Genomic DNA, 13,588 nt, shown 5'->3' with positions numbered 1-13,588 from the left:
GCTAATAGCCAATTGCTAATTAACTATCAGTCATTAACAATTGTAGCGTTATACAACTCTGTAAACTTTTCTCTAATTTCATCCCGGACTTTGCGGTAAACTTGTAAAACCTCTTCGTCAGTTCCGACAGCTTCGGCGGGATCGTGAAAACCGATGTGCAAATTTTGCAGAACATTCCCGCTAAAAACCGGACAACTTTCGCGGGCATGGTCGCAAACAGTAATCACATAATCAAATGATTGATGAAGAAATTCATTCACATTTTTCGGGTGATGCCGCCTAATATCAATTCCGATTTCTTGCATCACCCGAACAGCATACGGGTTTACCTCCGATGCAGGATTCGTTCCCGCAGAAAAAACTTCTAATTTCTCGTCCAAAGATTTGAAAAACCCTTCAGCCATCTGACTTCGGCAGGAGTTGCCTGTGCAAAGTATTAATATTCTCAACCTAATTTTCCTCTTTTAAAACTTCATTAACAACCTTTTTCGAAGTTTTACGTGAGTAAGCTTTTCCCGGGACTTCTACTTTAGGCGGTTTTTTGGGAACGGGAATACGCTTTGTGTATTTTTTCTTTTTAGCTTTTTTCATAGTCCAAGTTTATTCCACAATGCCAAGAATCCATTGCTCCAGGACTCCAGGACTCCATTACTCCAGGACTCTGTTATTTCCTACTTCAACACCAATTTCTTATATCTCTCGTTAATTCGACCCCAATGCAAATTAGCAATCACATTATCGATATAAGCAGCCCGTTTTGCACCATCTTTGTGGTAGTATGCGTGCTCAAAAACATCAAGTGGTATCAGCGGAATTCCACCCCAGATAGCTCCATATTGATGCTCATCGACTAGAATATTTAGCAAGCGTTGCGACCAAAGTGCATCGTAAACGAGTAAACCCCAGCCACTTAATTTTGCAGATACCGCTGTAGCTTTGAAGTCGGCTTTCCATTTCTCGAACGATCCGAATTCTTTTTCAATAGACGCTAAAATTTCGGGACCTTTGCCTGGGTCGCCATCACCACCTAAAACTTCCCAATACAAATCGTGAAGCATAGCACCTGAGTGATTCCATGTGAAGCGCCGTTTTAGTTCACCGACTTCGCTGAAATTACCGTTTGCTGCTGCACGGTCGGCAGTCTCCAATCCTTTTTCTATATTGTTTAACGCTGTTACATATCCCTTATGATGAGTGTTGTAATGCCAGTCGGTTGTTTCAGGACTAACTACTTTGCTCAACAAAGTTTTTGCTTCTTCATCCGTATAAGGACGTTGTTTAAACTTCCATTCGTATGACATTTTATATCTCCTATATTTGTTTTTTATAATTTACTTATTTGACTGAAGTTACGCAGAATTGACTTTTTGTCATGTTGAGCGAAGCGAAACATCTAAAAATAGCCTGAATTTGAGGTTTCAGATTCTTCACTTCGTTCAGAATGACTCTTTTGCGTAACTTCAGTTATTTGAATTAATTTAATATTTAACTTCCACAAGAACCACTCTCGCAATGTCCGCCATTTAATTGATCCAGATTTTTTACATTCTGAAACGCAAACCCACTTCCGTGTTCGTTCTCTACAAAATCCAATTGAGCGCCGGCTAAGAAGTGAATGCTATTGTTGTCAACAATAACTTTCAAGCTATTTGTTTCAAAGACGCTATCTGTTTCGTTCACATTTTCTTCAAAACCCAGGAAGTAACTAGGTCCACAGCATCCGCCGCTTTTGATGCCTAATCGAAGTCCGTGAGTTGTTGGAATATTATTTTGACCTCGGATTTTTTGAATTTCCTCTACTGCTTTAGCTGTAATATCAAGTTGTCCGTTATTGGATTTGTTTAATAATTCGTTCGACATTATTTCCTCTATTATCGTTTTTGTTCATTTTTGTTTTCAAACTCTTTGATGCCTTGCAACAGTGTATGCCATGACAAGCTGGCGCATTTAACCCGAACCGGAAATTTTATTACGCCTTTTAACGCGGACAACTCGAACCACTCGTCCGAGTCTGACGGAAAATCTTCCTCACCGGTAATTTTCATTTTAAATTGTTTTATAAATTCTTTCGCTTCATCAATTGTTTTGCCGTACATTATATCGGTCATCATCGAAGCTGACGATTGGCTGATTGCACAACCTTTTCCTTTAAATTTTATCTCTTCCACTTTACCATCTTTTATTTGAGCATAAATTTTAATATCGTCGCCGCAAGATTCGTTATAACCTTTTGCAAAAACTTCAGGACAATCGAGTTCGCCAACGTTATGCGGTTCTTTGTAGTGTTCTAAAATTATTTCCGAATATAAATCACTAACTGCCACGCTTAAATATCTCCTTTACTTTTTTCAAACCTGTTGCTAATTTATCAATATCCGATTTTGTGTTATACAAATAAAAGCTTGCACGAACTGTGGCGGCAACATCGAGCCAGCGCATTATCGGTTGTGTGCAATGATGCCCTGCCCGTATCGCAATACCATCTTCATCCAAAATTGTTGATACGTCGTGTGGGTGAACCCCTTTCAAATTAAATGCAACGAGTGAACCTCTTGTATCTTTTGGACCGTAAATTTCGATACCATCCAAATTCGTGAGAACCTCCATTGCATAACTTACAAGTTCTTTATCGTGTTGTTGAATATTTTCGAATCCGATATTTTTCAGATAATCGATAGCAACACCTAAACCGATTGCCCCAGCAATGTGTGGTGTTCCAGCTTCATATTTCCAAGGGAGATTTCTGAAATCGGACCATTCAAGTTGGACTTCGTTAATCATTTCGCCACCTCCCATAAATGGCGGCATGTTATCGAGTAAATTGTATTTTCCATATAATACACCGATACCTGTTGGTCCAAGCATTTTGTGTCCCGAAAAAACCAGGAAATCGCAATCCAAACTTTGCACATCCACAGGACGGTGCGGAACACTCTGAGATGCATCCAACAAAACAGGAATGTTTAAACGATGCGCCAGTGTAATTATTTCTTCAACAGGATTTATAGTTCCCAACGAATTAGATATATGTACAACCGATACGAATTTTGTTTTTTCGTTTAATAATTTGTGAATGTTTGTAAGGTCAAGTTTTCCATCGGGAGTCAGTGGAATGAATTTTAGCTTGGCACCTTTTTCTTTTGTAATTAACTGCCAAGGGATTAAGTTGCTGTGATGTTCCATTTGAGTCAGCAGAACTTCGTCGCCTTCCTTTAAATTTGCACGTCCCCAACTGTTTGCTACTAAATTTATTCCTTCCGTAGCATTACGAGTAAAAATAATTGACTCGGTCATTTCAGAATTTATGAAGCCGGCAGTTTTCAAGCGAGCTTCTTCATAAAGTGAAGTCGCCTCTTCACTCAATGTGTAGGCTCCCCGATGAACATTCGCATTGTTGTTTCGATAATACTTTTCGATTGCCTCGATAACGTGCAGCGGCTTTTGTGTAGTTGCAGCGCTATCCAAATAAACGAGCGGGTTGTTTTTTATGAGTCGCTTTAAAATTGGAAAATCTTCGCGTATTTTTATCGGGTCGAACATTTTATTTTATTCGTTTGGGATGTTTAAAAATATTTCATCATTTTTTTGTGTAACAGGATAAGTCCGTATCGGTATGACTGCGGGGAATGCTTTCACCTCGCCTGTCTTGATATCGAATCGGGCGCCGTGTTTCGGACATTCAATTTGCCCATCGCTGATCGAACCTCCAGCCAATGATTCTTCTTCGTGCGAACATATTTCATCGATAGCATAATAACCATCGTTTAATTTGATGACAGCAATTCGCAAACGATTCAAACGTAGAACTTTTGCTTGCCCTTCAGCTAACCCGGCAACTTCGCTTGTAATATTTATGATTTTAGGCTGTAACACTTTCTTCGATGTATGATTGGAGTCCGTTTTTAAATTCTTCGACGGGAATTTTTTCTACAACTTTGCTGAAGAAACCGAATATCAGCAATTTTTTTGCTAACTCTTTCTCGATTCCCCTACTCATAAGGTAAAACAAATCTTCTTTATCGACAGGACCGACAGTTGCACCGTGTGTGCATCGCACATCGTTAGCTTCGATTTCGAGGAGCGGTTCAGAATCAGCGCGTGCGTTTTTTGACAGCAGTAAGTTTTTGTTTTTTTGATAAGCATCTGTTTTCTGCGCCCCCTTTTCTACTTTGATTATTCCTTCATAATTTGTTCGGGCATTTTCACGTAAAGCGCCAACGAACAACAAATCGCTTTTCGTATGCGGTGCAGCATGCATCTGTGTTGTATTAAATTCGAATTGCTGATCCTTGCCGGCTAAAAACAAACCTGATACGAAAGCTTCAGCCCCCTTATGTTCCAACTGCACATCCAAATTATTTTTACTTAATTTACTGCCAAGTGTTATTTCGATCCAATTCAACGAAGCATCTCTTTTCAGAAAAGCACGTTTGGTTGCAAAGTGATTTACATTTTTTCCGGTTTCCTGAACACCTATGTAATCTAATTTTGCATTTGCACCTAAAATAATATCGACATTGTTTGAAACAAGCGAATCGTTTTCAAAATCAGAAGAGATAATTGAATCGATTAGAGTAACTTTACTCCCCTCTTCCAATATTATCAGGTTATACGGGAGAGCATAAGAATTATCTTTGTTAAAAGTGAACAGACTTAACAATGGAATATCTGTTTGAATGTTTTTGGGGATATAAAGAAAGGTGCCACCATTCCATAAAGCACGATTTAAAAAATCAAATTTATTATTTTTTGTAATCGGCGAAGCAGCAAGGAGATATTGTTTTAAAAGCTCAGGATGGTTTTGAACTGCTGAGTTCATATCCGAAAGGATAACGTGTTTCTTCTTCACCTCATTGGCAATAACATATGTTGAATATTTTTCAAAAACTTGATTTATAATTTTGTTTTTAAAATATTCATTCTTCGAAACCGTTACAACATCCGAATTTACAAGTTGTGATAAATTTTCCAATTGAAGATGCGAATAATCAATTCGTTTTGAGAAAGGCATTGGTGAATTTTCAAACTTCTGAAAAGCCAGCAATCTGTTACTTCGCAGCCAATCGGGTTCGTTGTTTTGAAACGCTAATTCTTCGACTAATTCTTTAGTGAGTTTTGTATTTATAATTTCTGTTTGATCCATTTATATTTCCTTATCCTACCGAACCTTCCATTTCCAATGAAATCAAACGATTGAGCTCGACCGCATATTCCATAGGAAGTTCACGAACAATCGGTTCAATAAACCCGCTTACAATCATTGCGGTTGCTTGTTCTTCGCTCAAGCCTCTGCTTCGCAAGTAGAAAAGCTGTTCCTCGCCTACTTTGCTGACAGTGGCTTCGTGACCAATTTGAACTTCTTCTTCATCAATTTCAATTTTGGGGTAGGTATCGCTTCGTGCAGTATCATCAAGTAAAAGTGCATCGCATTTCACACTCGATTTAACATGTTTTGCACCTTTGTAAACTTTTACCAGACCGCGATAGCTCGCCCTGCCGGTCCCTTTGCTAATCGACTTAGAGGTGATAATGGAAGATGTGTGCGGCGCGAAATGAACAGCCTTTCCTCCTGTATCCTGATGTTGACCGTCGCCGGCATAAGCAATCGAGAGAACTTCGCCGTGTGCACCTTTATCCATTAAATAAATGGCAGGATATTTCATCGTAAGTTGGCTGCCTATGTTTCCATCCACCCATTCCATTGTTGCGTCTTTATAAGCTGCAGCACGTTTAGTAACAAGATTGTAAACATTATCCGACCAGTTTTGGATTGTAGTATAACGAACGCGGGCGCCTTCTTTAATTATAATTTCTACGACAGCGCTGTGCAAAGCATCCACAGCATAGACGGGCGCAGTGCAGCCTTCTACATAATGAACAAAACTTCCCGGCTCGGCGATAATCAACGTGCGTTCAAATTGCCCGGCGCTCTCGGAATTAATTCTGAAATATGCTTGCAGCGGAATGTCAACGTGCACCCCTGCGGGTATATAGATAAACGAGCCACCACTCCAAACAGCGCTATTAAGTGCTGAAAACTTATTATCTGCCGGAGGTATCAGAGTTCCAAAATATTTACGTAAAATATCGGGGTGGTTTTTTAATGCCTCATCTGTGCTGCAAAAAATTACACCCAATTTTTCCCACTGCCCTTTTAAACTGCTGTAAACACTTTCGGAATCGTATTGGGCTTCAACACCTGCTAAAAATTTTCGTTCAGCTTCAGGTATGCCTAATTTTTCAAATGTATTTTTGACTTTTTCAGGAACCTCTTCCCAAGTTCTGCCTTTTCGTTCACCTGGTTTTATGTAGTAGTAAATATCATCGAAATTTAAATTCGACAAATCGCCGCCGAAAGCCGGCATGGGCTTTTTGTAAAAAGTTTCGAGCGACTTCAACCGAAAATCTAACATCCAAGCCGGCTCGCCTTTCAGTCCGGAAATTTCTTTTACAATATCAGCTGACAAGCCTCGTTGTGTCCGATAAACAAACGAGTCTTTATCTGCGAAACCGTATTTTTCCTTGTAGGTTTCTTTTCTATTTTTTTCAAGAACATCAGTATTCATATTGATTCCATTTCTATACTAATTTAAGTTTTGAGTAGAAAACTGATCGCGCACCCAATCGTATCCTTTTTCTTCTAACTTGAGAGCCAATTCGGGACCGTCCGACATTACAAGTCTGCCATCCACTAACACATGCACAAAATGGGGTTTGATGTAATCGAGCAGACGCTGATAGTGAGTTATAAGAAGGATGCTTTGCCCCGGTTTGATTATGCTGTTCACACCATCCGAAACAATTCGAAGTGCATCAATATCAAGACCTGAATCTGTTTCATCTAAAACAGCTAATTCAGGTTCCAACATTGCTAATTGCAGAACTTCGGCGCGTTTTTTTTCTCCGCCCGAAAATCCTTCGTTCACATAACGTTTGCTGAATGAGTCGTCAATTCCCAACAACTTCATATTAGCTGTAAGTTTTTTACTGAACTGAAGCATCGTCGATGCAGCCTTTTTTTTATCTTTATCTAGATCTTCACCCGTGCGTTTTTTTCTGATGGAATTTACCGCAGTCCTTAAAAAGTTGAATAACGTAACACCCGGTATTTCATGCGGATACTGAAAAGCTAAAAACATTCCAAGTGCTGCACGCTCGTCGGGAGCCAATTCAAGGATGTTCTGATCGTTGAAAATAATTTCACCTTCGGTAACGATATAACTCGGATGCCCCATCAATGTATTCGCGAGTGTGCTTTTACCGGAACCATTCGGTCCCATAATAGCATGAATTTCGCCTCGGTTCATCGAGAGAGAAAGTCCTTTTAAAATTTTATTTCCTTCAACTTCGACGTGTAAATTATTTATTTGCAATAACTGTGACATTGTTTTCCTTTAAATAGTTTCAGCTTGTTTCTTTTCTGCTTTTGGTGTAATAAATTCCTCATAGTTTAACATCCACGTGCGGCTATCAATTTTTTTGAGGATGTTTTCTTTTTCATAATATTTTAGAACTTCGGAAGATATTACTTCCGATTTTGAGTGCGATACATTTATATTCTTTTCTTTCAGAAAGTGTATAACTCCGTAGTGAACATCGCGCAAGAAAATATTTGATTTATGATACAACGAGAATTTAAATTTTAGATATTTTAAAAATTCGTGTGAATTTTGAATTATTTGTTCAGTCTGTTTCATGTTTTTTCATATTAATTATTGATTTTCATTTTTTTTCTATATATAGGAGATAAATTTCTCAGAGTATTTACTGTATTGATAACTCTGCCGATGACGTAATTAACTTCTTCTTCAGTATTAAACCTGCCCAGACCAAAGCGAATAGCCGAATGTCTCCGGTCTTCACTCAAGCCGAGGGCTTTCAGAACGTGTGACGGCTGTGGTTGAGCAGTTGAGCAAGCAGAGCCGGATGAGACCGCAATGTCTTTCATACTCATCATTATCGCAGAATCCTCGGCATACATAAAACTCATATTCAGATTATTTGAGATGCGTTTGGTAGGATGTCCGTTGAGATAAACATCATCTAAGTTTGTGAAGAAGGCATCTTGCATCTTATTCCGTAAACATGCAATACGTGTTTGTTCTTGTTCCATTTCTTCATAACAGAGTTTGAGTGCTTGAGCTAACCCAACGATTGCCGGAACATTCAAAGTGCCCGACCTCAATCCGCGTTCGTGTCTGCCACCGTCTATTTGCGGTTCTAATTTAATTTTGGGTTTTCGTTCGCGAATATAGAGACACCCAATTCCCTTTGGTCCATATATTTTATGTCCTGAAAAAGAAACCAAATCTATATTCATATTTTTGAAATCTAATTTCATTTTCCCGACTGCTTGAGTTGCATCTGTATGAAAAAGTATATCGTTTTGTTTGCAGATATTTCCAATTTCATAGATATCCTGAAGTGTTCCGATTTCATTATTTGCTGTCATTATTGAAACTAAAATCGTATCGCTGGAAATTACCTTTTTTAAATTTTCTAAATCGATCAAGCCGAATTCATCAACAGACAGATAAGTAACTCTATAACCTGATTTCTCCAAACGGCGACAGGTATCAATAACAGATTTATGTTCGGTTGAGCAAGTAATTATATGGCGACCTTTACTTGCGTAAGATTCTGCAACTCCTTTCAAAGCTAAGTTATTCGATTCGGTAGCGCTGCTGGTAAAATAAATTTCTTTTGCATCTGCATTGAGAAATTTTGCAATCAAATTACGAGAGGATCCAACTGCTTCTTCAGCGACCCAACCAAATTTATGTTGTCGGCTTGCAGGGTTGCCAAACATTTCAGAAAAGTAGGGCAACATAGCATCCAGAACCCGGCTATCAACCGGTGTCGTCGCATGATTGTCTATGTAAATCAGTTTTTTCACACAATCTCCGCGATAGTCATTTCGTCGAACACGCCGTTAATTATATTTTGGATTTTTGAAAGCGGATTTTTTATCGTGCATGTTTGATAAATGTTGCACGACTCAGGATTTTCCTTTTCACAATTTATTAGTGAAATATTTTGTTTACCTTCAATAGCGTATATCACATCCGACAATTTTATTTGGTCTGATTGACGTCCTAATACATATCCACCGCGAACACCTTGATATGAAATTATCAATCCTTCGCGTGTAAGTTTTTGCAAAATTTTTGCAAGTAGTTCATACGGGATCCGATACTTGTCTGCCATTTCTTTTGCAGTAATAACTGCAGATACCGGTTGAGAAGCGATATGCCGAATCGCAATAAGTCCGTATTCCACTTTCTTTGATAAATGTAACATTTAATATACGACTGTTTTAGTCTTATTTAACTCCAAAAAATATTTCTCTTGAGGAGAAACATTTTTAGGGTTTGATATTTAATTCAGGTTAATTTTAACTTTTTTGCTCAATGGACTGCGCAAACTGACTTCAACCTTATCCAAATTAATTTGGACCTCGGTTTCACAGTAAGCACAGGTTTTGTTTGCCTGCCTGTCAAAATTAATAGGATTATGACATGCAGGGCAGGTTGTTATAACCAACCCGATAACTTTTGCTTTGGATTTTACTTCCATCTATAATGGTGCCTTTATTAAATGATTATTTACGTTTCTATAACTCGATAACTAACTCCTTATCGAAATCGTTCCAATTATACTAAAATTATTGTCAAAATCCAAGGAAATAATTTAATAATTTGTTTTATAGTCCATAACTCTTTTATTATCAATGTGTTATAGGATAATAATTTCCATTTTATAATTATTTTTTTCTTCTTGTCAAACAGTAATTTTTGTATAATTGCCCAATTTCAGTGTGTTTTATGCCCAAAATATATACCGCCATATTCAAGATATTTTTTATTAATTTCATCGACTATGAATAATTCGGCGCCTTGAACCAATCCTTTCATCATTAAACTTCGTAACTGTCGACTCCTAATTTTTGATGAGAGCGTTTGAATTTTATAACTAATAGCTGTTTGTTTGAATATATCTTCGATGCCTTTCAACTTTAATATTTCTTTCCGGTTATGAATAAGAACAATCACCATCGGTGAAAGCTTTTTCCTCCCTTACGACCAACTAAATTCAAATTCTAATTCACCCCCGTTTTTGTTTGCCTCAAGTTCAATTTCAAATGTAATATTTTCAGGCAAGGTTATTGTTTTACCTCCGACTGAAATTTTATTTGTGAAATAAAGACGATTCAGTAATTCCAATGTCTCGTCGATTGCCGCCTTCAATGTTGTGCGTTTTATTATTTCCATATTTTCTTCCCTTTTTTTTATTTTGCTGCTTTTCTGAGTCGATCCATTACAGCTTTGCCTAAACCAACTTCTTCCACCGATTCTACTAAAATTATATCTGAACCAAGTGTATCTAAATCGCGTAAAAGTTGAAATAACATTTGTGAATATATTTCAATATCACCGCCAACAATCCTGCCGAGTTCAGCCGGTTCTTTGACTAAATCGGTAGAATAAATTATGTATCCAACTTTTTTACCTTCCTCAAAATATTTTTGATTTAATCTATCAAAGGCATATTTGTCGCTTCTTTCAAACAAAACTACTCGTGCTTTCGGTGCATAATGACGGTAGCGAGTTCCGGGCGATCGCCGTTTAAAATGGTCGTCCTCAGTAGTTTGAACTTCTCCGATAAGCTGCTCAATCCGTTCTCTGGTTAATCCACCAAATCTCAAAATCAAAGGCGGTATGTTCGTTACATCAATAACAGTTGATTCGACACCGATGTCGCACCTGCCGGCATCTAAAATTAAATCGATTCTACCGTTTAAATCCTGATGAACATGTTGCGCTGTAGTCGGACTTGGTCTCCCCGATATATTCGCACTCGGTCCCACAATCGGTCTATCCAAAACATCAATCAACCTTAATGCAACATTATGTTTGGGCATACGAACTGCAACAGTATCTAATCCGCATGTTACAATTTTAGGAACAAATGGAGAACACTTTACAACAATGGTTAACGGTCCGGGCCAAAATGCTTGAGTTAACAGTTTGCCGTTCGCAGGTATGTTATCTGTTAGTTCTTCTAATTGATTGAACTTCGAGATGTGAACTATCAATGGATTATCAGCCGGTCGCCCCTTCGCTTGAAATACTTTTAGAACTGCATTTGGTTTGAAAGCATCGGCACCTAATCCGTAAACAGTTTCTGTGGGGAACGCTACTAAACCACCCAACCGCAAAATCTCCGCCGCAAAATGAATTGTTTTATAATCAGGCTGTGCCGGTGATACATTAATTATCTGGGTTTCAATCAAACTAATTTTTCTCCCACTAAAAGTTGATACGCCTCGAGGTATTTCACACTCGTGCCTTTAACAATATCTTCTGGCAATTTTGGTGCAGGCGGCTTCTTTTCCCAACCGATGCTTTCAAGATAATCCCGGACGTATTGCTTATCGAACGATGGCTGCGGTTTGCCCGGTTGATAATTATTAAGCGACCAAAATCTGGATGAGTCCGGAGTTCCAACCTCATCTATCAAAATTATTTCATTGTTATAAAAGCCAAACTCAAACTTAGTATCGGCAAAAATTATCCCACGATTTAAAGCATATTCTGAAATCTTCTTATATATACTCAAACTAAATTCTTTAACTCTCTTGTATATTTCTTCACCAACTATTTCGGATGCTTGATTATCGGTGATATTTTCATCGTGCCCGGTTTCGACTTTTGTGGAAGGTGTAAAAATAGGGCCGGGCAGCTTTGATGATTCTTGCAAATTTTTCGGCAACCGGATTCCACAGATACTCCCCTTCTGTTTGTACTCTTTCAATCCAGAACCGGCTAAGTATCCCCGAACTACTGCTTCAATTGGCAAAGGTTGAGTTCGTTTTACCAACATCGATCGTCCATTTAAAGTTTCCCGATACTTCTGAAGTATCGAAGGCATTCGGTTAACATCGGCGGTGATAAGATGATTCGGAATTATTTCTTGAAGATAATTAAACCAAAAAACTGAAATTTGATTTAATACTTTTCCTTTGTTTGGAATGGCGTTTGGAAATACAACATCAAAAGCTGAGATACGGTCAGTTGCAACGATTAATAGTTTGTCTTCGACTTCGTAAACATCTCGAACTTTTCCTCTCTTAAAAAGCTTGAGTTCTGGAAAGTTAGTCTTTAGTACTACTTCGCTGGGTTCAAGCATACGTTCCTCTTTTTTTATTTGATTAAGATATACTTCCGTAAACCATAGCTTCTAATTTGGCGACACGCTCTTCCATCGGCGGATGTGTGCTAAATAGTTTTGTGAATCCACTGCCGCGCAATGGACTTACGATAAACATATGAGCAGTTGCGCTGTTCGCTTCCATCGGAATTTGCTGCACCTTAACATGAAGTTTACGTAATGCGTTTGCTAAATAAAGCGGGTTGCCCGTCATTTTAGCCCCACTTTCATCTGCCATAAATTCACGCGAACGTGAGATTGCCATCTGAATCATCATAGCAGCAAGGGGTGCTACAATCATCATAACTATTAATGTAATAGGATTACCGCCCCTATCATCGCTGCTACCTCTGCCTCCAAATATCATTGCCCACTGCGCCATATTTGCAAGCATACTGATTGCGCCGGCTATCGTGGCTGCAATAGTTCCAACCAAAATATCACGATTTTTAACGTGAGAGAGTTCGTGAGCAATTACTCCCATTAGCTCCTCGCGATTTAATATGCGCATAATTCCGCTTGTAACTGCAACTGCGGCGTTTTGTGGATTACGTCCGGTTGCAAATGCGTTTGGCTGGTCGTTCGGTATGATGTATAATTTCGGCATCGGTATTCCGGCACGTGCGGTCAGTTCTTCAGTCATGCGGAATAATTCCGGATTATCTTCGCGTTGAACTGGTTGTGCTTTATACATACGAAGGACTATTTTATCGCTGAACCAATATGTTCCGAAGTTCATAACAATAGCGAAGGTGAAGGCAATCATCATACCGCCGCTGCCGCCGAGAATGTTACCGACAAAGACAAGCAGTACAGTTAATACGCTCATTAATAAAACAGTTTTTATGGTATTCATTTATTTTCCTATTTATTTACTGATATAATTTCGATATAAATTTACAAATTTTTGAGGCATTAAACAAGAAATGAAAATTATATCTTGTTTTAGTTTAGATACGTTTGAGGGGAAAAAGATTCAGGGGATTTTTATTGATAAAACAAGAGCTAATGCTCTTGAAATCTCTTGCATATTTGGTTCTGATAAATGTCCTAAACAACGGACTATTCTGGTCTGGTCGATTGACCGAACCTGAAAAGCATCGGCAGCAGAAACCTTATCGAGACCATTTTCGATAGTTGGCTCAATACGAATCATCCAGGGCGCAACACTATATCTTTCTTTCCATTCAGTAATTGGAACGATAATTTTAAGAGGTAATATACCAAGAGAATCATCGTTTACAATAACTGCCGGACGTGTTTTCTTAATTTCTGCGCCAACTGAAGGATTATAATGCTTAAGTTGGAAAGTTACTTTTGAAGCAATAAATTATGTATAAAAAACTTCAGGAGTAAAAATGAAAAACCCAAAAAGAAA

The 13,588-nt window shown here is 38.3% G+C and carries 20 protein-coding genes; all 20 read right to left on the bottom strand.

Annotated features, from left to right (window positions below; genetic code table 11):
- Window positions 1-26: 26 nt before the first annotated feature.
- The 20 genes from QME58_08335 to QME58_08240 all read right to left on the bottom strand — a co-directional run bounded on the left by QME58_08335 (window position 27) and on the right by QME58_08240 (window position 13,537).
- Complete coding sequence (locus QME58_08335) at window positions 27-455, bottom strand: arsenate reductase ArsC (GenBank protein ID MDI6803839.1); 429 nt, start codon at window positions 453-455, stop codon at window positions 27-29.
- Window positions 451-591, bottom strand: coding sequence for a hypothetical protein (locus QME58_08330; GenBank protein MDI6803838.1), 141 nt, complete (start codon window positions 589-591; stop codon window positions 451-453). The genes QME58_08335 and QME58_08330 overlap by 5 nt, the downstream gene beginning before the upstream one ends.
- 80 nt (window positions 592-671) lie before the next feature.
- Window positions 672-1,301: a superoxide dismutase gene (locus QME58_08325; GenBank protein ID MDI6803837.1), complete on the bottom strand. Its 630-nt coding sequence runs from the start codon at window positions 1,299-1,301 to the stop codon at window positions 672-674.
- Between the two features lie 184 nt (window positions 1,302-1,485).
- Window positions 1,486-1,860, bottom strand: a complete 375-nt coding sequence (locus QME58_08320) for an iron-sulfur cluster assembly accessory protein (protein ID MDI6803836.1) — start codon at window positions 1,858-1,860, stop codon at window positions 1,486-1,488.
- 11 nt (window positions 1,861-1,871) lie between these two features.
- On the bottom strand, window positions 1,872-2,324 hold the full coding sequence (locus QME58_08315) for an SUF system NifU family Fe-S cluster assembly protein (GenBank protein ID MDI6803835.1): 453 nt from the start codon (window positions 2,322-2,324) through the stop codon (window positions 1,872-1,874).
- Complete coding sequence (locus QME58_08310; protein ID MDI6803834.1) at window positions 2,314-3,540, bottom strand: cysteine desulfurase; 1,227 nt, start codon at window positions 3,538-3,540, stop codon at window positions 2,314-2,316. The genes QME58_08315 and QME58_08310 overlap by 11 nt, the downstream gene beginning before the upstream one ends.
- A 6-nt stretch (window positions 3,541-3,546) precedes the next feature.
- Window positions 3,547-3,873 (bottom strand): non-heme iron oxygenase ferredoxin subunit, encoded by a 327-nt coding sequence (locus QME58_08305; protein MDI6803833.1) that lies wholly within the window; start codon window positions 3,871-3,873, stop codon window positions 3,547-3,549.
- On the bottom strand, window positions 3,860-5,143 hold the full coding sequence (gene sufD, locus QME58_08300; GenBank protein ID MDI6803832.1) for a Fe-S cluster assembly protein SufD: 1,284 nt from the start codon (window positions 5,141-5,143) through the stop codon (window positions 3,860-3,862). Before sufD ends, QME58_08305 begins: the two co-directional genes overlap by 14 nt.
- A gap of 10 nt (window positions 5,144-5,153) precedes the next feature.
- Window positions 5,154-6,566 carry a Fe-S cluster assembly protein SufB gene (gene sufB / locus QME58_08295; GenBank protein ID MDI6803831.1) on the bottom strand — a complete coding sequence of 471 codons (1,413 nt, stop codon included), beginning with the start codon at window positions 6,564-6,566 and terminating at the stop codon, window positions 5,154-5,156.
- Window positions 6,567-6,584: 18 nt separating this feature from the next.
- A complete protein-coding gene (gene sufC, locus QME58_08290) occupies window positions 6,585-7,385 on the bottom strand; it encodes a Fe-S cluster assembly ATPase SufC (GenBank protein ID MDI6803830.1) in 801 nt (266 codons plus the stop codon).
- Window positions 7,386-7,394: 9 nt separating this feature from the next.
- The gene (locus tag QME58_08285; protein ID MDI6803829.1) at window positions 7,395-7,697 is read right to left on the bottom strand and encodes a hypothetical protein; all 303 of its coding nucleotides are present in this window, start codon (window positions 7,695-7,697) and stop codon (window positions 7,395-7,397) included.
- 11 nt (window positions 7,698-7,708) lie between these two features.
- Window positions 7,709-8,896: an IscS subfamily cysteine desulfurase gene (locus tag QME58_08280; GenBank protein MDI6803828.1), complete on the bottom strand. Its 1,188-nt coding sequence runs from the start codon at window positions 8,894-8,896 to the stop codon at window positions 7,709-7,711.
- On the bottom strand, window positions 8,893-9,300 hold the full coding sequence (locus tag QME58_08275) for an Rrf2 family transcriptional regulator (protein MDI6803827.1): 408 nt from the start codon (window positions 9,298-9,300) through the stop codon (window positions 8,893-8,895). The genes QME58_08280 and QME58_08275 overlap by 4 nt, the downstream gene beginning before the upstream one ends.
- A gap of 78 nt (window positions 9,301-9,378) precedes the next feature.
- A complete protein-coding gene (locus tag QME58_08270) occupies window positions 9,379-9,576 on the bottom strand; it encodes a hypothetical protein (protein MDI6803826.1) in 198 nt (65 codons plus the stop codon).
- Between the two features lie 236 nt (window positions 9,577-9,812).
- Complete coding sequence (locus tag QME58_08265; protein ID MDI6803825.1) at window positions 9,813-10,055, bottom strand: hypothetical protein; 243 nt, start codon at window positions 10,053-10,055, stop codon at window positions 9,813-9,815.
- Between the two features lie 21 nt (window positions 10,056-10,076).
- Window positions 10,077-10,271 (bottom strand): hypothetical protein, encoded by a 195-nt coding sequence (locus tag QME58_08260; GenBank protein ID MDI6803824.1) that lies wholly within the window; start codon window positions 10,269-10,271, stop codon window positions 10,077-10,079.
- A 17-nt stretch (window positions 10,272-10,288) separates the two neighbouring features.
- Window positions 10,289-11,290: an L-threonylcarbamoyladenylate synthase gene (locus QME58_08255; protein MDI6803823.1), complete on the bottom strand. Its 1,002-nt coding sequence runs from the start codon at window positions 11,288-11,290 to the stop codon at window positions 10,289-10,291.
- Window positions 11,290-12,189, bottom strand: coding sequence for a phosphoribosylaminoimidazolesuccinocarboxamide synthase (locus QME58_08250; protein ID MDI6803822.1), 900 nt, complete (start codon window positions 12,187-12,189; stop codon window positions 11,290-11,292). Before QME58_08250 ends, QME58_08255 begins: the two co-directional genes overlap by 1 nt.
- A 22-nt stretch (window positions 12,190-12,211) precedes the next feature.
- Window positions 12,212-13,066, bottom strand: a complete 855-nt coding sequence (gene htpX, locus QME58_08245) for a zinc metalloprotease HtpX (GenBank protein MDI6803821.1) — start codon at window positions 13,064-13,066, stop codon at window positions 12,212-12,214.
- A gap of 120 nt (window positions 13,067-13,186) precedes the next feature.
- Entirely contained in the window at window positions 13,187-13,537 is a 351-nt protein-coding gene (locus tag QME58_08240) for a type II toxin-antitoxin system PemK/MazF family toxin (protein ID MDI6803820.1), read from the bottom strand.
- Window positions 13,538-13,588 lie beyond the last annotated feature (51 nt).

This window comes from Bacteroidota bacterium (assembly GCA_030017895.1).
Taxonomy (GTDB): Bacteria; Bacteroidota; Ignavibacteria; order UBA10030; family BY39; genus JASEGV01.
This window is presented reverse-complemented; position numbering and strand designations above follow the sequence as displayed.

Coding starts and splice junctions, on each gene's coding strand:
- QME58_08250 (MDI6803822.1), bottom strand. CDS start 12,189: ATGCTTGAACCCAGCGAAGTAGTACTAAAGACTAACTTTCCAGAACTC.
- QME58_08325 (MDI6803837.1), bottom strand. CDS start 1,301: ATGTCATACGAATGGAAGTTTAAACAACGTCCTTATACGGATGAAGAA.
- QME58_08260 (MDI6803824.1), bottom strand. CDS start 10,271: ATGGAAATAATAAAACGCACAACATTGAAGGCGGCAATCGACGAGACA.
- QME58_08310 (MDI6803834.1), bottom strand. CDS start 3,540: ATGTTCGACCCGATAAAAATACGCGAAGATTTTCCAATTTTAAAGCGA.
- QME58_08285 (MDI6803829.1), bottom strand. CDS start 7,697: ATGAAACAGACTGAACAAATAATTCAAAATTCACACGAATTTTTAAAA.
- QME58_08265 (MDI6803825.1), bottom strand. CDS start 10,055: ATGGTGATTGTTCTTATTCATAACCGGAAAGAAATATTAAAGTTGAAA.
- htpX (MDI6803821.1), bottom strand. CDS start 13,066: ATGAATACCATAAAAACTGTTTTATTAATGAGCGTATTAACTGTACTG.
- sufB (MDI6803831.1), bottom strand. CDS start 6,566: ATGAATACTGATGTTCTTGAAAAAAATAGAAAAGAAACCTACAAGGAA.
- sufC (MDI6803830.1), bottom strand. CDS start 7,385: ATGTCACAGTTATTGCAAATAAATAATTTACACGTCGAAGTTGAAGGA.
- QME58_08270 (MDI6803826.1), bottom strand. CDS start 9,576: ATGGAAGTAAAATCCAAAGCAAAAGTTATCGGGTTGGTTATAACAACC.
- sufD (MDI6803832.1), bottom strand. CDS start 5,143: ATGGATCAAACAGAAATTATAAATACAAAACTCACTAAAGAATTAGTC.
- QME58_08275 (MDI6803827.1), bottom strand. CDS start 9,300: ATGTTACATTTATCAAAGAAAGTGGAATACGGACTTATTGCGATTCGG.
- QME58_08330 (MDI6803838.1), bottom strand. CDS start 591: ATGAAAAAAGCTAAAAAGAAAAAATACACAAAGCGTATTCCCGTTCCC.
- QME58_08320 (MDI6803836.1), bottom strand. CDS start 1,860: ATGTCGAACGAATTATTAAACAAATCCAATAACGGACAACTTGATATT.